Below are 20,658 nucleotides of genomic sequence, written 5' to 3'. Positions count from 1 at the left end.
GTGGATGCATAGCGAAGTTCCTTTTTTCCAATCTAGGATCTGAAACGCGCTGAGCTAGTTGGGTAAACAAATCAATAGCTCGCGATTGATAAGTACGCGGTTGCTGGAATGTTAAAAGCAAATGAGGCGGAGCATTCTCCACCTCATTTGCTTTTATTTTTACTGCTTTTCACAAATCTTTCTGAGAACGTTAGTCATTCTTTGATAACCAAATAGCGGGGTCATCTGAATATTCTACCAATCCACCGATATGGATGTTTGCACTATCTATCGGGTTTAATAACTTCAGGGTAAGTTTATGTTGCTTTTTAGACAATTGATAGACATGGTAGAGTTCATAACGGCGCGCTTTGGACATTACAGGTAAGTTAACCGTATCGCGAATCTCTTCATCAAGGTTAATTTGTACTTTAGCGATGTAGTCCTGGGGTCCCTTAACATGTCCCTTTACAACAATTCCTGTTCCCTTGAAGGTATAGTCAACGAAAGTTGTTTTTTGATCTCCTCCGAGTTGGTCATTGAGCGGCAGGGAAGCTGTCGGGAAATGGTTTTCAAACGACTTTTCATACCGAACGGTTTGGACCTGTTGCCCTCTAATCTTCACCTCATTTTCCCTGATTTCTCCCCCTTCTGCCTCAATTCTGTCCAAAGCATGTTTATAACCAAGTTCATAAATAGCATTGAGGGAGAACTCCGTATACGCGAAATTTCTATCGACAACCGGCTTTAATGGAGCTTTCCATTTTTCAGGGATACGATCATATCCGTATAAGGTCCCCAGGATACCGGCCACCGTCGAAGGATTACAGTCTGAGTCTTGTCCACACCGGGTCGATATATCGATACTCTGAAAGAAATCTCCTTTTCCATACAATAAACCGATCACCACATAGGCACTGTTTATCTTTGCATCGATATTGTAGGGTGCAAAAACCCCATCTGGAGAACCAACTTCGTTGCTCCATTTCGCTTGGCAAAGCGCCCAGGTTTTTTTCCAATCCTCTGGATATTGCTCATGCCACTGAATAATATCCGTAATACATTTATAAAAATCGCTCTGTTGTGGTATAGCCGTGATCGCTTGTTTTACGACTTGGTTAATATCCTGAGAAACAAACGCTAAAGAATACATTGTCGAAACAAATACCCCTCCATACCATCCATCCCCATAATTCATTATGTGACCAATTTTATCCGCGAGATTGGAGGCAGATTGGGGCATCCCAGGATGCATCAGTCCGATGAAATCCGACTCAATTTGAAAATCAATATCATCGGCATGTGGGTTGTTTAGCCAGTGTCCACTCTGCGGAGCCTTCATTCCTTGTAAAACGTTGTAGCGGGCGACTTGATTTGCTGCCCAGAGATCGTATCCTTTGTTCGCAAAAGCGTTTGCAAAAGAGTCTACGGGCGCATCTACGCCATATTCTTCAATGGCAGAAACAAAGGTCATATCCATATACAAATCATCATACAAACCGGGGAAATTATCATAATACCATGCAATGGAATTTGGTTTCCACTCAATGGGAATACTATCATGGATCATTTTACCCAAGTATTTAAATTCAGTTGGTCCGCCATAGGAACAGCCAATCAACTGTCCAGCCCAGCCTCCTTTAATCTTGTCCATCAATTCCGATTTGCTTATGACGGTTTCTGTCGTTTTATTTTGATCGGCACACGAGACCATAAGTGCACTGATTAGTAAGAAATATAATTGCTTTTTCATTTTTTAAGTTTATAGGTTTAGTTTTGTGTTGGTTCTCAGGCCATGTTAATCCGTAGAGAACGGATGTCTTTTGACGGATTTTACGTATGATCCTTTTAGTTGCCTGCGTAAATGATCAATAGAAGTCCAAGTATGAAACAGATGAACATTGCTAAAAGGCCTTGGTTTATACCCCGGGAGGCTCCTTTAAATTCCTTCCAGACAAACACACCCCAAAGCGCGGCAACCAAGGTGGCCCCTTGTCCGAGCCCATAGGAAATAGCTGCACCGGCTTTTCCAGCGGCAATCAGGTTCAAAGCGTTTCCTGCACCCCAGATTATGCCTCCAAGAAATCCCGTTAAATGGTTCGAAACAGATCCTAAGAAATAAGCCTTGTAATTCGTGGGCTTCCCTACCAAAGGTTTCTTCATTAACCAGGTATTGAAAAAAAGATTTGAAAAAAGAACCCCTAATGCGAAAATAAAAAAGGCTGTATAAGGGGTCATCTTACCGGCCTGGGGAGATACAAAGTTTTCCAAGTCCATTGATGCGGCAATAAACCGGTAGAAAAAGGCCATCAAAATACCGGCGGCAATAGCCAAATAAAGACCTTTTCTAGCTGAGGGTTGTTCTTTACTTACCTTCAGAGATCGATAGGCTATTGCGTTCAAGACAATGGCAACAACGACTAAAAAGACACCCAGAAAAAGAAAAAATGGATTTCCGCTGGCAGCCCCTAAATAATTAATAATCACGCCTAGAACCAAAGCAAGGCCAACTCCGACAGGAAAAGCAACAGACATTCCTGCAATGGCAATCGATGCAGACAACAAAATATTCCCGGCATTAAAAATAATGCCTCCGATAAATGCTAAACCCAAATTACCTATTTCGACTTGAGCCAAATCATCTAAAAAAGAACGGCCCTGTAATCCCATACTGCCTAGGGTAAGGGCAGAGAGTAACGAAACGGCAAGCATCCCAAGGACATAATCCCAATAAAAGAGTTCGAATCGCCAGTTTTTTGAAGCCATCTTCTGTGTATTTCCCCAAGATCCCCAACAGAGCATGGTAATAACACAGAGTAGAATAGCTATTGAGTATTCTTTAACAATAAACATAATGAATAGTATAAGAGGTTAATAAATCTTATTTATAATTTTTACGAAACAAATCCAATTCGGATATCTTAGGAGCTGAGGATTGCGCGCCGTTTTTTGTGACCGCGTACGCAGCAGCCAGATTTGCTTGATCCACAGCCTGTATCAGTGTCTTTTGCTGACTTAAGGCGCTGACTAAAACACCATTAAAAACGTCCCCAGCAGCGGTCGTATCAACTGGTATCACCGGGTACGCCGGAATAAAATAGTGCTCTCCCTTATTGTAAACAAAAACACCTAAGCTTCCCATGGTAATAATCACAACTTCAGGCCCCAGGGCAGATATGATTTGACATGCTCTGAATGCGGAATCCTCATCCAGAACGTTAATCCCCGAGAGCGCAAATGCTTCTTCCTGGTTTGGAGTTATAATATCAACCATTTCAAGGAGTTCTCCAGGGAGCGTATCGGACATTGGTGCGGGATTCAAAATAACCGTTACATTCCGTTTCTTAGCAAAATGTGTTGCTTTTAAAATAGCGTCTACTGGAATCTCTAATTGCATTAACAAAAACGAATCCTGAGTGAGAGCTTGCTCAAAAATGGCTACGTTCGTTAGGGATAGAGAAGCATTCGCCCCTGCTGCAACGACAATACAATTCTCTCCTTGCTGGTCGACCGTTATAAGTGCAATTCCAGAACTCAGATCATTATCAAATTCCATAAAAGAGACATTTATGGATTCTTCTTTTAATTGCTTCATCGCCTGATGGCCAAAAATATCATTTCCTAGCCGGGAAATAAAAATAACTTCTGTACCCATTCTGGCTGCTGCCACAGCCTGATTAGCACCCTTTCCTCCTGAATTCATTAAAAATTTATTGCCTATTACCGTTTCTCCGGGTTTAGGAAAATTATCGGAATAAACAACCATATCAGTATTGGTACTCCCTATGACTACTATATTTTTATTTTTTATCATTTGTAATGTTATTACGTTGTAAAACGACAACGATTGTGCTTTTCTTCCAATAAGGTCCACAACGGTTCATTAGCGTCGTTTTAAACTACGGATCAAAATGTAAGATTTCTTTACGTGCTATCAGATTTTTTTAACGGATGCACGATGTATAATATGCGATTCTAATAAAATGGAATGGTTATCGTTGGCTTTCTCCTCATGAGCGACTTCAATTAATCCAAGAAGTAATTTAGCCGCTAAATTTGAAATTTGCCGTACAGGTTGCGAGACCGATGTGATGGGGACTTCCAAATAATCCAGGTATTCAGAGTTGTCGATCGAAACCACGGACATCTGATCGGGAATCGGTAACTTTTCTTCTTTCAAGGCCTTGAGTACACCTAACAAAATGGTATCGCTTAAAGCAAGTATCGCGGTTGGTTTATCTTGTTTTTGCAATAAAATCTTTGTTTCAATATAACCTTCCTCTGAGGTAAAACTGCTTCCGCCAATATAGGAGAAGTCAAGGTTTTTCTCTTTTATAAAATTTTTATACCCATCGATTCTCAAGATATTCGACATGACATTCAAGTCCCCCTGAATACAGGCAATCTTCCTATGTCCGTTATCGTAGAGCAAACCCATTAATTGTTGTACGGAACCATAATGGTTCGTGGCCACATGATTAAAAGCTACATCTTTAAAATATCGGTCTATAAATATGCTCGGTAAGCGGCTTGAGGTTAAATCACTAAAGTTTCTTTTCTCACCGGTTGGGATAACCAAAAGTCCCATTAGATTCTGCGATAACATCGTCCTGAGCAATTTTTTCTCTTCCTCGGCGTCATTATTACAATCACTCATCAACACCACGTATCCACGGGCATGCAACAGTTGATTCACGGTACTTGCCACTAAGGAGAAAAAGGGATTACTCAAAGAGGGCAGCAATAATCCTATGGTCCTGCTTTTGTTCAATCGCAAGGTCTTAGCCGCCATATTAGGAATATATCCCAATCGATTCGCTTCCTCGAGCACTAACTTTGAGGTCTTTGCTGCAATACGGTATTTTTCAGCTGAACCATTCAACACACGAGAAACAGTCGTTAAGGATAAATTTGTATTTCCAGCTATAGTCTTAATTGTCACGATCTTTTCCATATATCTATATTTTCCTTCTACAAGCCTCAGTTAGAACAAACCTACATAAAACCTATATTTTTAAAATTAATAAATTGAGGTGGAAATATACGGAAGTACCCGCATTCCTTTTCCCTGGATGAGATGAGCTGGAGATATTCTACCTCCCTCAGCTCAATATGCCACTCATTAGGGTACATTGCATATAACCACATCCATTTATTGGTACCCTTGGTTTTGGACCAATTCTTTGTTTAAGTTTAATTCCCGAAAAGGAATTGGCCACAGATAATGTTTCTTTGCATCGAACTCTTTAACATATCCAGAAAGATTGACGGTAATTAATTGGTCAGGATTCTTAGGGTTCACATAAGTCATCCCTTTAACGGTTCCAGGTATTACCGTCTCGCCAATTTTCCATCTACGGATATCGTATAAGCGCTGCCCTTCCATCGCTAATTCGACCATTCGCTCCCTACGAACCACCTTCCGAAGTTCAGATTGATTCTGTGAGCTCACGGCGGGCATATCTACATCTTTTCTAGTTCTGATTTGGTTTAAAGCATCCAATACGGATTGGTCAATTTCATTTAGTTCCACTGCAGATTCTGCGTAAATAAGCAATATCTCTGCATATCGTAAATATATCAAGTTCAAACCACTATTCCATGGGTTAGCAAAATCTGATTTACTGACATACTTTTTAAAATACCAACCCGTCGGTGAGACATTTTCCGCTGAAGAAGAAATATCGTCCGCTGTGCCGCTACCTGGAAGCGTATTGAGAATTTTTCCATTCGGTAGCAGATCACCTGTAGTAAAGATCGTATGATGCAGACGAGGATCTCTGTCCTTGTACGGGTTTTTCGCATCGAAATGACTGTTTGGATCATCGATAGGTAGTCCCGTTGATTTCACCAAATAGGCATCCACCAACGATTTTGTTGGTACCACTTGACATTGCAAGGCCAGTATACTGTTAGGCGTAAAAAACGCGAAAATAGCATGAGCATTTAAATCCTTAACGTATTGCCTGCTAAAAATAACCTCCTGTGAATTCTTACCTTGATAATCGAAAAGGCTGGCATAGGAGTCGTCAATTTGATAATGATCAAGCTGCATAACTTGCAAGGCTGCGTCTTTTGCCTGCTTGTAGCGCGCGGCATACAACATCGCCCTGGCTTTTATTCCAAGTGCTGCTCCTTTTGTAATACGTCCGTTTTCCTGTTGAGAAATGGGTAAGTCGGATGCTGCGCTCGTGAGTTCCAGAGAGACGAAATCCCAAATTTCTTCTGAAGATGTTCTTGGGATTGTTTTGGCCTCTTGCGCGTCTATGGTTTTGATCACTAAAGGTACATCTCCAAATTCCATAACCAAATTCACATATGCATACGCTCGAAGCGTCCTAACTTCTGCAATTAATCGTTTTTTCAGATCGGCATCTATTTCAGGCACCAATTCAACATTTTCCAGAAAGTTATTTGCAGCCCGGATAAGGGAATAATGGTAACTCCATTGATTGGCAATCACATTATTACTTGCATTGAATGTGTTTTTTTCCAGTTCTGATTCTGAACGCCATTGCAAGACAAAATGACCAAGGTCAGAGAATGCATCCATAGAACTGTAGCGCCATTGGTCTCCCAGCAATGCATACACACCATTTGAAGCGTAGACTGCATCTTCTGCCGTTTTCCAAAATAACTCTCCGGCTAAACGGTCCTTAGGGAGAGAATCCAACAATCCTTTTTTACAAGAGAATAGGGACAACCCCAATAGGACTATAAATAAAATTTTACACGTCTTCATTATGACTCTATTTAAAAGTTAATATTAATTCCAAGGGTTGAAACTGAGGTTTGAGGGAAACTTGATTCTTGAGATCTTCCTTCCATTTCAGGGTCAATATTATATTTATTCAACGCTGAGAATGTTAGCAGGTTAGTCGCAGAAAAATAGACATTCAAACCGCTTGCTTTTATTCTTTCACACCATTTCTCAGGAAACGCATAGGCCAGTCTAACATTCTTTAACCTTAGGTATCTGCCGTCTACCATCCAGAAATCTGAAATTTGCGCATTTTTCATCGTAAACTTTGTAGGTCTGGGATAGGCAGCACCTGGATTTTCTGGCGTCCAATAGTTGCCATAGATCTCATGGGTAAATCCACCCCAAATACCATGTTCCATAATGGCTCCTGTCATGATTTTTTCTGACCCGGCTACTCCTTGCCAAAACAAATCCAATTGTAGATTTTTCCAGCTAAAAGCCATATTGGAGGAAAAAGTCCAATCCGGCATTTCATTGCCGTACACCACGAAGTCATCTGGAGTTAATTGCCCATCATTATTTTGATCGACATATTTTATATCTCCAGGGCCAACAGATCCATCCCATTTTGCGTACTCATCTACTTCTTGCTGAGTCTGGAAAAAACCATCGCTCTGGAATCCGTAATAGGAGTTAATTGGTAAACCCTCAGCGGTAATGGTTCTATAATCACTGTTTCCAAAGGCCGAAATATGAGGCCCTGTTCCCGCTAAATCCGTCACTTTATTTTTATTGTAGTTCACATTAAAACTTAGATCAACTTTAAAATCACCGTAACGCTTATGGCCTTGAAGCTGGAATTCAAAACCCTGGTTTTCAACTACCCCAGCATTTTGGTTTGTGGCCCCAAGACCAACAATACTTGGAATGGGAACGAGTAACAAGATATCGTGTGTCCGTTTTTTATAATAATCAAAAGAGAAGCCGAGTTGATTGTCAAACAAGTATCCGTCAACTCCAATATTGGTCTGGGTAGTGGTTTCCCAGGATATATCCTGATTGGCCAGAACCGTTTGTCGGTATCCAGGAACCATCGCGCCGTTGAAAGAATAGTTGCTCTGATTATAGGTTTGCATAAAACTATATAGACCAACCTGCTGACTTCCAACCTGACCCCAGGAACCTCTGATTTTAAATTCATTCACATAGTCTTTCAATGAACCCCAAAAATTTTCATTAGAGACGCGCCAACCCACCGAAAAGGAAGGGAAAAATCCATAGCGGTTTCCCTTAGCAAATCGGGAAGAGCCATCGTACCTTGCATTTGCTTCCAAGAGGTAGCGGTCATCGTATTCATAGTTCCAGCGCGTGAAAAAAGACCTTAATCCCCATTGAGAGTTTCCTCCGTCTGCGGACTGAGTTGGGTCATCTGCACCCATGGAGATTGCTTGAAGCTCATTGTTATAAAAGTTTTGGCGATATCCCTGTCCCCAACTATCTGTACGTTTGATTTCAGAATACCCAAGAAGTCCATTAATCTTATGCAACAAGAAGGATTTTTTTACCCCCATATGCAAATCAATTCCGTCTTCACGAGACCAATTCCTATAATCCCTCATTTTATTTACCGCATTGAACATTCTCCTCTCTGGGTGTAGTTTATCGGTGAATTCAAACTTGTTTTCGAAAGAATTAAACAGTTCCTGGCCGTATTGAGTAGAGTATTGAGCAAGAAAATTAAATACGTCATTCAGCTGATAATCGGCCTTAAAGATACCTACTGAATACATTTTTTTGGAATTGGATTGTCCACGTTCCTTGGCATTGACTAAAGGGCTGTTACCATCGGCTGAAAGCCCATAAGAGCCATCATTATAATACGGAACGCCCCATTGACTATTTTGAAACATGCGATTATATGTATCCCACTCACTAACTGGATATTCGCGTTCATTTAACCGGATATTTATATTGGAGCTAAGGGTTAATTTATTCCCTATTTTATAGTCATTTTTGGTCCGAAGTTCGGTGACATTGAATCCATAATTAGGAAGAACACCGTCTTCACGTAAATGACGTACAGACAGTCTGTTGCTCATTTTTTCATTACTTCCTCCAGCAAGTGTTAATGTATGGCTTTGTTGAAACGCATCTCTAAGCATCACATCCTGCCACACATTTGGTTCGGGATATTTCTCAGGATCTTGAGCATGATTAGCTGGCCACTGCTGAATATACTCTTCGGTAAATACAGTTGTACCGGTTGTATTCATATTTGCCTGATTTTGGTGGATCATGTAGGTCACAGCATCCATGTGCTTTGGCTTGTTATTCGCTCTCCCCAAACCGGCATATCCATCATAGCTTACGCTCAGCTTTCCACTCTTTGCCCCTTTAGTGGTTACCAATATCACTCCAGCAGACGCTCTGGAACCGTAAATTGCTGTGGAAGCTGCATCCTTTAGAACAGATACAGATTCTATGTCTGAGGGGTTAATTAAAGACATATCCCCTGGAACCCCATCAATTAAGACAAGTGGGCTGTTATCGTTTAGCGAAGTGATTCCTCTGATTCTGGCGGTAAAACCCTGAGCCCCTGGCGCTCCTCCCCTGTCAATAATGGTCAGACCCGATAATTTACCTTGTAGGGCCTGGGTTAAATTAGGAGAGTTTCTTGTCGCAATATCCTCCCCATTAATGCTACTTACCGCATTAGTGATACTTACTTTTTTCTGAACACCATATCCGATGGCCACCACTTCCTCTATGGATGTAGAGCTTCCCTGCAGAACCACATCAAGTACACTGACTTTCCCAACAAGGACTTCCTTAGTGAGCATCCCTATAGAGGAAAAAATTAATGAATCTCCAGGGGAGGCCTCAATTGAGTATCTCCCCTGTGAGTCACTCAACACACGTTTATCTGAATTCTTCAAACTGACCGTAACGCCTTCCAGAGGTTGGCCTTCCGAGTCGGTTATTTTACCCGAAATTTGATCATCCTGAGCGGCCAAAGAAGGAAAATTGTTTGCTGTTATAGAAACCCGGCCAGAGATAAGCTCACTGGCTTGCAGGGTATTACAAATCAACACCTGGCACAAAATGAAATATGCCGTGGTTTTAAAATGGATTCCTTTAGCCCGCAATTTGGGCCGTAAGGCTCCTGTCTCGAAAATTTTCGAGCTAGATTGATGAAAATGAAACATCATATTTTTAAGATTAAATGGTTATTTCTTTTTTTTAATCAAACTGGTTATAAAAATTTAATGCTTATGACTGTGCTTGTTGAAACCATCGTTAGGTTCATCAGAATAAATGATAACATCATGGGCATGTAACCGGTAATTTTTATCTGGATTGCTCACGATGACCTTTACCTGATGTTTTCCTTTGGGTAAATCGTATTTCCAAAAGATATCGTGTCTGCGCTTATGCCCATCTGTTGACATCTCAAAAGACTCAACCTGTTGTCCATCGATGAAAACCTTTAGTTTAAAGGAATGGTTTTCTTTTGAATCAGCACGGTTCCGATGAGCACCGCCACGTAGAGCGAGTCCTGTACCCTGAAAGTCAAATGAATATTCTGAATCAATGTTACGACCAATCTGTATCTTTTCTATTGGAAAAACACCCTCAAAACTTTTCTCGTAGCGAACCGTCTGAGGTACCTGTGAGCGTATGGATATTTCTTGTTCCCCCACCTTACCACCGTTCTTTCTAATCATTTCCAGAGCGTGCTTATACCCCAGTTCATACACTTTATTCAACGAGATACGTGTGTATTTGAAATCCATATCCTCTGATCCCTTAAGGCCTTTCTTCCAATAATCAGGAATGTTTTCATACCCTAACATAGTTCCTAAAATTCCACCCGCACTCGAAGGATTACAATCCGAATCAAAGCCAGCACGAGTGGATATTTCCATGGTTTTAGAAAAATCACCTTCTCCATACAGCAAGCCTAAAATAATATAAGCCGCATTGATTTTGGCATCGATATTCATTGGCGCAAAAACGCCTTCAGGACACCCCACTTCTTCGGTCCATTTTTTCTGTAGTTCAAACCAGGTCATCTTCCAATCCTTTGGGTATTGTTTATGCCATGTAATGACGTCTTGAATACATTTATAAAAATCACTTTGTTTAGGTATCGTTTTTAGAGCCTCTTGGACCACCTGTTGAATGTCATTAGAAGTAAAGGCTAAGGAATACATAGCGCCCACATAAACTCCTCCATACCATCCATCCCCATAATTCATAATATGCCCCACCTTGTCACTGATATCGGATGCAGAATTTGGCATTCCAGGATTCATTAATCCTGCAAAATCAGCTTCAATTTGATAATCGATGTCGTCGGCATGAGGATTATGGTGCCAATGTCCAGACTTTGGCGCTGTGATTCCATGAATGATGTTGTATCTGGCCGCTTGATTCGCATGCCATAATGGATAATCAGCATACGCAAAAGCGTTTGCAAAAGAGTCTACCGGGGCCTCTATACCGAGCCTTTCGATAACATCCACAAAGGTTAAATCCATGTAAATATCATCAAACAAACCCGGTTGTTTTTCCATAGTTTGCTTAACATAACCTTCATGCCAAGGTATAGATTGATAATCTTGGATATAGGTCCCGTTATAAAGGAATTCAGTCGGACCTCCGAAGGTTACACCAATAACCTGACCGGCCCACCCTCCTTTAATTTTATCTTTTAGGGTTTGGGGGCTTAATTTTATTTCTTGAGCATGGGATTGCGAAACGCAGAAGCCCGTTAAGCACGTCGCGCCAAATAGAAGATACGCTACATAGGTTTTAAGATGATTTTTTTTCATAATTTAAAGTTTAAGTTTGGTATCAATCATAAAATTGGTGGTATTCTTCACCCCATTATTACCTATGATTGACCCGTATTTCAATTTAAAAACAGGTTTTATTTACGTTCTTATCACCTGGTCTCTTTTGCCGAACTTGCTCCAATATTTTTGCAGTGCGTCCAAGGGTATCTTTCAAGTTACCTGATTCAAGATTGATTGATTTTAAACAGCACAAGAAACTTTTTTCTTGGACAGGTTAAAATTTCAATTTAAAATATATCGCGCTTATGCTTTTTAAGCAAGCGGTATTGAACAATCGTGAACAATCGAAACTGGTGAATTATAGTTTACTTTTGGTTGACGGGTGTAAAACAATTTGCACCAACGTTGTCGCAATTTATATAGTTTTGATTAAAAAACAAAATAAAAATAACATTTAATTGATTTAAATGATGTTTGTTTTGTAAAAACGATTGTGCAAAAGCACAAAATCGTGAAATAACCGGACTCAAATGGGCTTTTCGAGTTTGCTTAAGAAAGGGATTCCATGAAAATTTAGAATATGCCCTGATTGTAACATCATCCCAAGGAGGACTGTCCTGAGCAGATCCGTTATATGTATATTTTGCTTGTTTCCTTTAATAGCCTTGAAACTGTAAAATATATTCGGGAAACAGCTTCTTATACAGGGAGGTACAGGATGCCAGATCCCATTTTTTTTTATTTCTTTAGTCACAATTATAAATTCAAAAAAAACACGGATCCTTTTTAACATACAATCTTGTTTTTTGACGTTGTACTGAATAAATCCTAAACCCACGTGTTAAACGGCAATTTGGGTTAAACTCAAAATTATGAATAGAATAGTCAATTTATTATTTTTTCTCTCGCTCTGTCTTTTAATGTCTTGCGAGCAAAAGCTCGAAGTATTCCCTCTTAAACCAGAACCGGGAAGTAGTCTTGTGATCATTGGTAATTCGTTTGCCGAAGGATTGCAGCGGAATAATTATTTTGAGACGTTATTGCATGAGAGTTTTAGCGAACACAAACTGTATGTAAGAAATTTGGGCTGGGATGCTGATGAAGTGAACCTGCGTCCAAGACCTTTACATTTTGGGGGGCTACAAGACCATATCAAAGCGCATCAGGCGGACATCATTATTGCCTGTTTTGGTATGAATGAATCTTTTAAGGGTCCGGATAGTTTAAACACATTTAAACAGGATCTGAAAACGTTTCTATTGAGTCTGAAAGAATTGAAAAATGCAGCGAATGATTCTGCAAAGATTATTTTAGTCTCCCCCATTTACCATGAGGAATTGGGAGGTGATTTGCCAGACCCGCAAGAACACAACAAATCCTTGAAAACCTACACCCAGGAAATGGCCCGGCTGGCTAAATCCATGAACATTCCTTTTATCGATCTATTCGGCCCAACCAAGAAACAGATGGCAAGCGCAAAAGAGCCGATGACTAGCGATGGGATTCACCTGACAGCTTCGGGTTATAAATTTGTTAGCGAGATTATGGCAAAGGCATTGGGTTTCTCTGTCTCGGAGTGGTCGGGCTCTGCCCAAAGTGAGCGTTTGAGAAATCTTGTCAAAGAAAAAAATCAACATTTCTTCTATAAATACAAATCCCAGAATGGAGAATATATTTATGGTCGCCGTAAAGAGTGGGCCGGAGGGCAGGAATTACCCTCAGAACTTGCTAAGATAGACCAGATGGTTGCCCAGTTGGATAGTTTACTTTGGGAAGGGGCAAAATCACCTGAAACAATTGATCAGCAAGCAATCTCGGCGATCATCAATTCCGGAAAAAAGAAGAGTGATACCCAAACAATTACGCCCACCAGCGAGCAAGAACTAGCACTGGCTAAATCCCAATTTGTCTTACCTGAGGGATTTGAAATTGAACTTTTTGCCTCCGAGAAAGATTTCCCACTGGCCAATCCTGTCGCAGCCACTTTTGATGCCAAAGGCAGGCTGTGGGTATCGACAATGCCGTCTTATCCAAACTACACTCCGGGCAATCCGCCAAATGACAAAATCCTTATTCTTGAGGATACCGATGGAGACGGAAAAGCAGATAAACATACCGTTTTTGCCGATAGTTTATACCTTCCTTTGGGTTTTGAACTTGGCGATGGCGGAGTTTACCTCACCCAGGCTCCGGATTTCGTTTTCTTAAAGGACACCAATGGAGATGACGTTGCCGATTCCAAACAAGTCCTTCTTTCAGGCTTCGGGACGGAAGATTCCCACCATACGCTTAATACCTATACATGGGGACCCGATGGAGCATTGTATATGAATATGGGAACGTTTCTTCATACGCAAGTTGAAACTCCTTATGGACCGCGCAGGGGAGATTATGGAAATGTGTGGCGATACGAACCAAAAACGAAGAAATTTGACCAACACATCTCTTATCTTTTTGCTAACCCTTGGGGGGATGTTTTTATGCGGGATGGAACCCAGCTGATTGCTGATGTTTCTACTGGTTTGAATTATTTTGCTCCGCCGCTTACCGTTGCCATAGATTACCCAAAAAAGCATTTGGAAATGAAGGATTTTTTAACCTCACAAGCCAAGCCCAAAACATGTGGTCTTGAAATTATTTCCAGCCGAGCGTTCCCTGATAGTATGCAGGGGGATGTGCTCTTCAATACCTTTATTGGTTTTCAGGGCATTCGTCAGCACAAAGTATATCAGCAAGGTAGCGGGCTCACCGCAAAAGAGACCCAACCTCTTCTACAATCTAAAGATCCTAATTTCAGACCAGTGGACTTACAGTTTGGTCCTGATGGAGCGCTGTATGTTGTGGATTGGTATAATCCGATCATACAGCATGGTGAACAGAATTTCAGAGATGCCAAACGAGATCATACCAAGGGAAGAATCTGGAAAATTACCTATAAAAATAAAGCCAAGTTAAAAGGGGTTGATTTGACCAAGCTCAGCATCCCGGAACTCTTAGAGCAACTCCGGATTCCTGAGGATCGTACAAGATATAGAGCAAGAAGAATGCTTCGTGAGTATCCTGAAAATCAAGTCCTCCCTGAGCTAGAGAAATGGATTGAACAACTAGATCCATCCGACAGCCAATTGGAACAACATAGACTTGAAGGGCTATGGGTCTACCAGCAATTCAACAAGGTGAACAAGGAGCTGTTAAAAGAATTATTACAAAGTAAAAACCATTCTGTTCGTGCTGCATCAACTCGGGTTCTTTTTTACTGGAGAGAGCGCATTCCTACAGCTTTGCAGCAGATTATTAATATGTCAAAAGATACCTCTGAGCGGGTAAGACTGGAGGCAATCATTGCCCTTAGTCACTTTAAAGACCCAAAATCAGTTGAAGCATTATTGTCGGCAAGCGAACTCCCAAGGGATGAGTATATTGACTACGCATTAAACGAATCCTTTAGACATCTGCGAGGCCTCTGGGTCAACATGTTCAGCAACGACCCCAACTTTCTTGCCGATGAGGATAAAAAGGCAAATCTACTTTTAAGCTCTGTAGCCACCAAAAGAGAGTCCTTGTATATTGGATTTGTGGCTGAAGATCCTACCTATGCAAAATATAGTGAACCGCAGCTCTCTTCAGCAGAATTTGACCAAATGAAAAAATCTATTGCTGTTCAGAAATTTCTGCAGCAACACAAAGATTTAGTAACGCCAAAAGAAGAAAAAGCACCCGCTGAACCTCAAAAGAAGGAGTCCGAGAATCAAACCTTAAAGGCAACCCACGTGATCAAGTCTTTGCCTGGAAAAATGGCTTTCGATAAAAAGACATTTCGAGTTAATGCAGGGGAACAAGTTGTATTGCAATTTGACAACAATGACCAGATGCCACACAACATCGTATTTACGACGCCTCAAGCTAAGGACAAAGTTGGAAAGGCCGCAGATGCGATGTCTGTTTTAGCGGATGCCTATGAAAAGAATTTTATCCCAGATATGCCAGAAGTTTTGTTTGCCACACCATTGGTGCAGGCTGCACAAAGCTATCAACTGAAATTTATGGCTCCTAAGCAAAAAGGTGATTATCCTTTTATCTGTACTTTTCCGGGACATTGGCAGATTATGCACGGGATAATGCAGGTCAGGTAATGATGAATTGAATACGGAGAAATTAAAAATTAATTCTGAAGAAGAGGTGCACCTATTTCATTTTGAGCATATGCGGCAAGAAAATCAACTTCGTAGCCCTCTTGTTGAAGCGTTTGAATAATCAAATGTTTGTTCAAGTTTTCAGCCTCAATTCTTAAGATAAATTCCTCATCATCTAAATCAACAGTTGCATTGATAATCTCTTTTGAGAGTTGATATAATTTAGTAATCAACACCGACCGCTCAATTGCAGTTCGGATGGAGGTTTTGAAGATTAATACATACTTTTTCATGACAATTTTTTAATAGTACACCAAACGCACGCCTCTTTATTAACTAGGAATACAAATATGTCAATGTAAGTGAAATAATACACATAAAAAACAGTTGAAACGGACAAAAATGAGGCTGAAACGGCAATATTATTTCAGCGTCAAATTATTCTGATTTTCAGATGACTATTTTTGTAACCAATCCACAAAAACAGGTTGTTTTTCTCGACTTACGGTTATTTTCTTGGGGTATTCCACATGGAGCTTAAGAATCAATTTTCTAGAAAAACCGGTGGACGCAAAATCAACGACCGAGCGGCTGATGATATGCTGGCGATTGACCCGGAAAAAGTCTGCATCTAAAGAAAGTTCTAGTTCCTCTAAGGTCTTATTAATCAAATAATCCTTCCCTGAGAAGGTCTTTATGAAAACATTATCAAATTCAATATAACAAAGAGCAATATCTTTTATTTTCAAGGGAATTATTCGCTCTCCACTACTTACAATAAGTGATTTAGGTTCATTTTTTACCGCGATGGACTTGTGTTCCATTTCTCCAAGTAAATCCTTCACCCCCATATTGAAAGTTCTTTTCATCAGATAATACTTTTGTACTGCGCGAAGGATATGCTGATCAGAGAAAGGCTTAAGGATGTAATCGATTCCAAAGTTTTTGAAAGCCTCGAGCATATATTGATCATATGCTGTACAAAAAACGATTGGAACTACAGGAGGGTGTTTCATGAATACTTCAAATGAATCCCCATCTCCTAATTGGATATCACTAAAAATCAAATCGATAGCCTCCCCAAGTTTTAGATATTCCAACGCTTCTTTCACGCTGGATAATCTGCGAAGAATTTCAACAGAAGGGTCTACTCTTCTTAAGGTTTGTGCTAAGTCTTCAGCCGTTAGATCTTCGTCTTCAATGATGACTACCCTCATGATGGAATAATTTTAACATGTACCTCGAAACAAGTTCCGTTTTGTTGAATTATGACGCTATCCTTTAAATAATAACTGAATCTTTCCTGAAGGTTATTCAAACCGTAATTATTCGCCTCATCATTTGGCCCCTTTCTAGGGCTATAATTGTTTTTGACAATGATCCATCCATCCCTTTCTAGGATGTGAATAATCAGAGGTTTCTCCAGAGAATACAAATTATGTTTTAAAGCGTTATCCACTAAGGGTTGTAAGGAAAACACAGGCAAACTCCCATGCAATACGTTTTGTGAGATATTAACCTCATATTGTATCGCCTCCTTAAAGCGGACTTTCTGCATCGCTAAATAGTCTTCACATAATTTGAGCTCTTGCGCAACCGTGGCCAGATCATCCTCGGATCTGCTAAAGCTATCTCGCAGATAATCGGACAACTGTAATAGATATGATTCAGCAGCTATACTATCTTTTTTGATCAGTGCTTTTAAACTCGAGAGTGCATTAAAGACAAAGTGGGGTTGTACTTGCTGGCGGAGCATCTGATTTTCTGCGCGCTCATTTAATTTATCTAAGTTAGAGCGTTCGAGCTCCAAAACTTTCTTATAATGATCACTTAGTACAAAATATAGCCACAGCAAAACGATGATGTTTAACACTGCAGCCCGAAAACCGATCAGCAAAATGAAATTTATGGGAGGTCCGTTCACCAAATCAGCCTCCTCCCCCGAGAGAAGCCCCATTCGGTTGGAAACCAGAAGCATCACAAAGCACACGCTGAACGTGATTAAATAAGCCAGAATCTTTACCCAAAAAGGGGACTTGATTGGATCCTTTTCATCCAGATAGAGATGAAGGAAAAGATTTCCCAAGATAACCGCATACAGACCAAAGAAGACGATGAGAGTACCTACCCAAAATTTCCCCTGATTACTTTGCAAGGAATCCATAATTAACACAGACACCAGACAAAGTGCAAAAACTGCACTCATCTTGATCCAGTGTCTTAATGGATAATTATATTTATTATTAAAACAAACGCTCATTTCTTCTTTTTGGATAAACAAATATAGTGGAATCTTAAGAAATCAAAAATGGCCCGTTTTACATTGGAACTAAATGACCCGGAAAATAAGAGTTTCCACCAATAGAAGATCAATAAAGTAAATTGAGAATGTGTTCTTAAATCAAAAAATAAGCAATATAAAAGTATATAAATTGCTTATTTGATACAAAAACTAACAAATAAGCCTATTACGATCAGCTTATTTTACTTATATTTGTATAAATAAAGAATATTATGAGAAATTCCAGGCTTATTCCTTCTGAAAAAATCGTCGAACGTTTACAGTATGAAAACCCTTGGTGGATTACCAAACAAATTACAACGATATATAAGGAAATGTCAAAACGCTTATATTTTGATTTGTTTTATCCTTTTGTTATTGAAAGAGAGATCCGACGTGCTGTGGTTTTAATGGGACCAAGGAGAGTGGGAAAAACGGTTATGATGTTTCACACGATTAATCAGCTGATTGAAGAAGGAGTCGATTCACAAAATATCTTTTTTGTAGGCATAGACAACCCAATCTATATTCACCTTAGTTTACAGGAGATTTTGGATTTATGTCTAGAAGCTTTAAAACTTAATAGTTTAAAAGGTTGCTATGTTTTCTTTGACGAAATTCAATATTTGAAAGATTGGGAAAGGCATTTAAAAATATTAGTAGATTCCTACCCAGAAACAAAATTCGTGGTTTCTGGCTCTGCAGCAGCAGCTTTAAAATGGCATAGCACAGAAAGTGGAGCGGGGAGATTTACGGACTTTATGTTACCGCCATTAACATTCCAAGAATTTATTCATTTAAAAAATAAAAATCATTTGATAAAAAAAGGTAATATAACTTATGCCAATAAACAAATTCCATATTATATTACTCATGACATCGATGAGCTCAATAGAGAGTTTTTGCAATATCTGAATTTCGGAGGCTATCCAGAAGTTGTTTTATCCGAGAAAATTCAAAAGGATATGGGTAGATATGTCAAAAATGATATTGTAGATAAAGTATTATTAAGAGATCTTCCAAGTTTATACGGAATCAAAGATGTTCAAGAATTGAATCGTTTCTTTACCTATATTGCTTATAACACAGCTAACGAATTTTCATATGAGACAATGTCCAGAGAAAGCGGTATCGTGAAAGAAACTTTGAAAAAATATTTAGAATATCTAGAAGCTGCTTTCTTAATAAAAGTATTGAACAAAGTAGATGTAAATGCGAAAAGATTTAAACGTATAACCAGTTTTAAAGTGTATCTCACAAACCCATCATTACGTACGGCGCTGTTTTCTCCAATAAAGGAGACTGACTCTGAAATAGGTAATATGATAGAAACTGCTATACTATCACAATGGATGCATCGTGAGAACCTTGATTTAACATATGCTCGTTGGAAAGAAGGAGAGGTTGACTTAGTTTTAGTTGATGATAAAAAATTCAGACCTGTTTGGGGAGTAGAAGTAAAATGGAGCAACCGATATTTTGAAAAACCTCAGGCGTTATCAAGTTTAATTCAGTTCTGTAAAGCAAACGAATTGAACAGCGCCTTGGTAACTAGTATAGACAAATTAGGTGCAAAAGAAATTGGTGAAATAACGTTAACTTTTTTACCCGCATCAGTCTATGCTTATAATATTGGAGACAACACGTTAAAAATGAAGTCTACTAACTATTGAATTTTCCTATGCTAAAGAAAAACGAATTGGTCATTCAATCTTCTTATAATCTATTTTTGCCTTAGGGATTTCCCCGAGCAATATATGCTCCTTTGTTCGGTTTGCATCAATATTAAAAGGATTAAAGAAGGTCTTAAAAAATAAATTATTTTCTCAAAATTTTTTCCATTGGCCTTCCTTTAGCTAACTCATCAACAAGTTTATCTAAATAGCGCACCTTTTTCATCAGTTCATCTTCTATATCTTCGATCCGGTATCCACAAATAACGCCTTTAATTTGAGAAACGTTTGGGTTTAGATGTGGGGCATTTTCAAAAAAGGTTTCAAAATTGGTTTTATTATCCAGATGTTCTTGAAGAGATTTCTCATCGTATCCAGTCAGCCAAAATATAATTTCATCGACCTCTTGCTTGGTGCGGCCTTTCTTTTCTGCTTTTGCAATATAATGAGGATATACTCCTGCAAAAATCATTTTATAAACTCTGCTGTTATCCATAGTACTTAAATTGTCTTAAGGTTTCAATTTCCAAATTTTTTCTGAGACCGGCAAATATTCTGCTAATGCGGCTGATCCATACCAGTTGTAAAGATCAAAACTCAAAAGTCCGGCCTTAATAGCTGGGTCTGATTGTAACAGTTCCTTAGCCTGCTGCTTGGAGGAAACATTATTCAAAATAAATAGCCCTCGGTAATTGTTTTCATTTTTTCCCATTGGTCCCGCAATAATTAGTGTTCCTTGTTGAACCAATTTCTCCATATTCTCCATGTGGCCGGCAAAACTCTTTTTCACGAATTCTTTGTCCTGCGAGCTATTTGCACCTGTTTTTAGTATGACCAGGAAATAAGCCTTCATGCCATACGCATCGGCTCCTAGTTTTTGAGCCAGGGCTTGGTCGTAGTTTGGGTTTTGGGTGGGTTCTGGTTTTTGATCTGCTTTGTTCTGGGCAGCAGCTAAATTAACAGTTAATAAAGCGGCCAAAAGAATGAAATAATTCCTCATGATATAGATCTCTAAATAGTACACAAGGTAAATTATTTATTTGGGATTTATATCGATCGTAACAATTCAACTATAACGTTGAGTTTATCT

General features: G+C 39.5%; 14 protein-coding genes. 2 read left to right on the top strand and 12 right to left on the bottom strand.

The window, feature by feature from the left end; translation table 11 throughout:
- Window positions 1-190 precede the first annotated feature (190 nt).
- The 7 genes from AC6CHH_RS01050 to AC6CHH_RS01020 all read right to left on the bottom strand — a co-directional run bounded on the left by AC6CHH_RS01050 (window position 191) and on the right by AC6CHH_RS01020 (window position 11,517).
- Complete coding sequence (locus tag AC6CHH_RS01050; protein WP_498278817.1) at window positions 191-1,732, bottom strand: ADP-ribosylglycohydrolase family protein; 1,542 nt, start codon at window positions 1,730-1,732, stop codon at window positions 191-193.
- 95 nt (window positions 1,733-1,827) lie between these two features.
- On the bottom strand, window positions 1,828-2,832 hold the full coding sequence (locus AC6CHH_RS01045; protein ID WP_498278815.1) for a GRP family sugar transporter: 1,005 nt from the start codon (window positions 2,830-2,832) through the stop codon (window positions 1,828-1,830).
- Window positions 2,833-2,860: 28 nt separating this feature from the next.
- The gene (gene rbsK / locus AC6CHH_RS01040) at window positions 2,861-3,793 is read right to left on the bottom strand and encodes a ribokinase (RefSeq protein ID WP_498278813.1); all 933 of its coding nucleotides are present in this window, start codon (window positions 3,791-3,793) and stop codon (window positions 2,861-2,863) included.
- 120 nt (window positions 3,794-3,913) lie between these two features.
- Window positions 3,914-4,933, bottom strand: a complete 1,020-nt coding sequence (locus AC6CHH_RS01035) for a LacI family DNA-binding transcriptional regulator (RefSeq protein WP_498278811.1) — start codon at window positions 4,931-4,933, stop codon at window positions 3,914-3,916.
- Between the two features lie 198 nt (window positions 4,934-5,131).
- A complete protein-coding gene (locus AC6CHH_RS01030; RefSeq protein WP_498278809.1) occupies window positions 5,132-6,721 on the bottom strand; it encodes a RagB/SusD family nutrient uptake outer membrane protein in 1,590 nt (529 codons plus the stop codon).
- An 11-nt stretch (window positions 6,722-6,732) separates the two neighbouring features.
- Entirely contained in the window at window positions 6,733-9,891 is a 3,159-nt protein-coding gene (locus AC6CHH_RS01025) for a SusC/RagA family TonB-linked outer membrane protein (RefSeq protein ID WP_498278807.1), read from the bottom strand.
- 54 nt (window positions 9,892-9,945) lie between these two features.
- Window positions 9,946-11,517, bottom strand: a complete 1,572-nt coding sequence (locus tag AC6CHH_RS01020) for an ADP-ribosylglycohydrolase family protein (protein ID WP_498278805.1) — start codon at window positions 11,515-11,517, stop codon at window positions 9,946-9,948.
- 836 nt (window positions 11,518-12,353) lie between these two features.
- Here AC6CHH_RS01020 and AC6CHH_RS01015 point away from each other — a divergent pair.
- Entirely contained in the window at window positions 12,354-15,614 is a 3,261-nt protein-coding gene (locus tag AC6CHH_RS01015; protein ID WP_498278803.1) for a PVC-type heme-binding CxxCH protein, read from the top strand.
- A 29-nt stretch (window positions 15,615-15,643) separates the two neighbouring features.
- Here AC6CHH_RS01015 and AC6CHH_RS01010 read toward each other — a convergent pair whose 3' ends face one another.
- The 3 genes from AC6CHH_RS01010 to AC6CHH_RS01000 form a co-directional block, all read right to left on the bottom strand.
- Window positions 15,644-15,907, bottom strand: a complete 264-nt coding sequence (locus AC6CHH_RS01010; protein ID WP_498278801.1) for a hypothetical protein — start codon at window positions 15,905-15,907, stop codon at window positions 15,644-15,646.
- A 165-nt stretch (window positions 15,908-16,072) separates the two neighbouring features.
- A complete protein-coding gene (locus AC6CHH_RS01005; protein ID WP_498278799.1) occupies window positions 16,073-16,831 on the bottom strand; it encodes a LytR/AlgR family response regulator transcription factor in 759 nt (252 codons plus the stop codon).
- Window positions 16,828-17,820 carry a sensor histidine kinase gene (locus tag AC6CHH_RS01000; protein WP_498278797.1) on the bottom strand — a complete coding sequence of 331 codons (993 nt, stop codon included), beginning with the start codon at window positions 17,818-17,820 and terminating at the stop codon, window positions 16,828-16,830. Before AC6CHH_RS01000 ends, AC6CHH_RS01005 begins: the two co-directional genes overlap by 4 nt.
- Before the next feature lie 308 nt (window positions 17,821-18,128).
- Here AC6CHH_RS01000 and AC6CHH_RS00995 point away from each other — a divergent pair, with 308 nt between their 5' ends.
- The gene (locus AC6CHH_RS00995; RefSeq protein WP_498278795.1) at window positions 18,129-19,568 is read left to right on the top strand and encodes an ATP-binding protein; all 1,440 of its coding nucleotides are present in this window, start codon (window positions 18,129-18,131) and stop codon (window positions 19,566-19,568) included.
- A gap of 145 nt (window positions 19,569-19,713) precedes the next feature.
- On the opposite strand, the gene AC6CHH_RS00990 is transcribed toward AC6CHH_RS00995, so the two are convergent.
- Together AC6CHH_RS00990 and AC6CHH_RS00985 are read right to left on the bottom strand one after the other, a co-directional pair.
- A complete protein-coding gene (locus AC6CHH_RS00990; protein ID WP_498278793.1) occupies window positions 19,714-20,064 on the bottom strand; it encodes a DUF2200 domain-containing protein in 351 nt (116 codons plus the stop codon).
- A gap of 15 nt (window positions 20,065-20,079) precedes the next feature.
- Complete coding sequence (locus AC6CHH_RS00985; RefSeq protein WP_498278791.1) at window positions 20,080-20,568, bottom strand: YciI family protein; 489 nt, start codon at window positions 20,566-20,568, stop codon at window positions 20,080-20,082.
- Between the last annotated feature and the right edge of the window lie 90 nt (window positions 20,569-20,658).

Source organism: Sphingobacterium sp. GQ94 (genome assembly GCF_059758715.1).
Note: the sequence above shows the minus strand (reverse complement) of the source record. Positions and strands in the feature narration are given on the sequence as shown.

Coding starts and splice junctions, on each gene's coding strand:
- AC6CHH_RS01020 (WP_498278805.1), bottom strand. CDS start 11,517: ATGAAAAAAAATCATCTTAAAACCTATGTAGCGTATCTTCTATTTGGC.
- AC6CHH_RS01005 (WP_498278799.1), bottom strand. CDS start 16,831: ATGAGGGTAGTCATCATTGAAGACGAAGATCTAACGGCTGAAGACTTA.
- AC6CHH_RS00990 (WP_498278793.1), bottom strand. CDS start 20,064: ATGGATAACAGCAGAGTTTATAAAATGATTTTTGCAGGAGTATATCCT.
- AC6CHH_RS01045 (WP_498278815.1), bottom strand. CDS start 2,832: ATGTTTATTGTTAAAGAATACTCAATAGCTATTCTACTCTGTGTTATT.
- AC6CHH_RS00985 (WP_498278791.1), bottom strand. CDS start 20,568: ATGAGGAATTATTTCATTCTTTTGGCCGCTTTATTAACTGTTAATTTA.
- rbsK (WP_498278813.1), bottom strand. CDS start 3,793: ATGATAAAAAATAAAAATATAGTAGTCATAGGGAGTACCAATACTGAT.
- AC6CHH_RS01035 (WP_498278811.1), bottom strand. CDS start 4,933: ATGGAAAAGATCGTGACAATTAAGACTATAGCTGGAAATACAAATTTA.
- AC6CHH_RS01030 (WP_498278809.1), bottom strand. CDS start 6,721: ATGAAGACGTGTAAAATTTTATTTATAGTCCTATTGGGGTTGTCCCTA.
- AC6CHH_RS01010 (WP_498278801.1), bottom strand. CDS start 15,907: ATGAAAAAGTATGTATTAATCTTCAAAACCTCCATCCGAACTGCAATT.
- AC6CHH_RS01050 (WP_498278817.1), bottom strand. CDS start 1,732: ATGAAAAAGCAATTATATTTCTTACTAATCAGTGCACTTATGGTCTCG.
- AC6CHH_RS00995 (WP_498278795.1), top strand. CDS start 18,129: ATGAGAAATTCCAGGCTTATTCCTTCTGAAAAAATCGTCGAACGTTTA.
- AC6CHH_RS01025 (WP_498278807.1), bottom strand. CDS start 9,891: ATGATGTTTCATTTTCATCAATCTAGCTCGAAAATTTTCGAGACAGGA.
- AC6CHH_RS01000 (WP_498278797.1), bottom strand. CDS start 17,820: ATGAGTGCAGTTTTTGCACTTTGTCTGGTGTCTGTGTTAATTATGGAT.
- AC6CHH_RS01015 (WP_498278803.1), top strand. CDS start 12,354: ATGAATAGAATAGTCAATTTATTATTTTTTCTCTCGCTCTGTCTTTTA.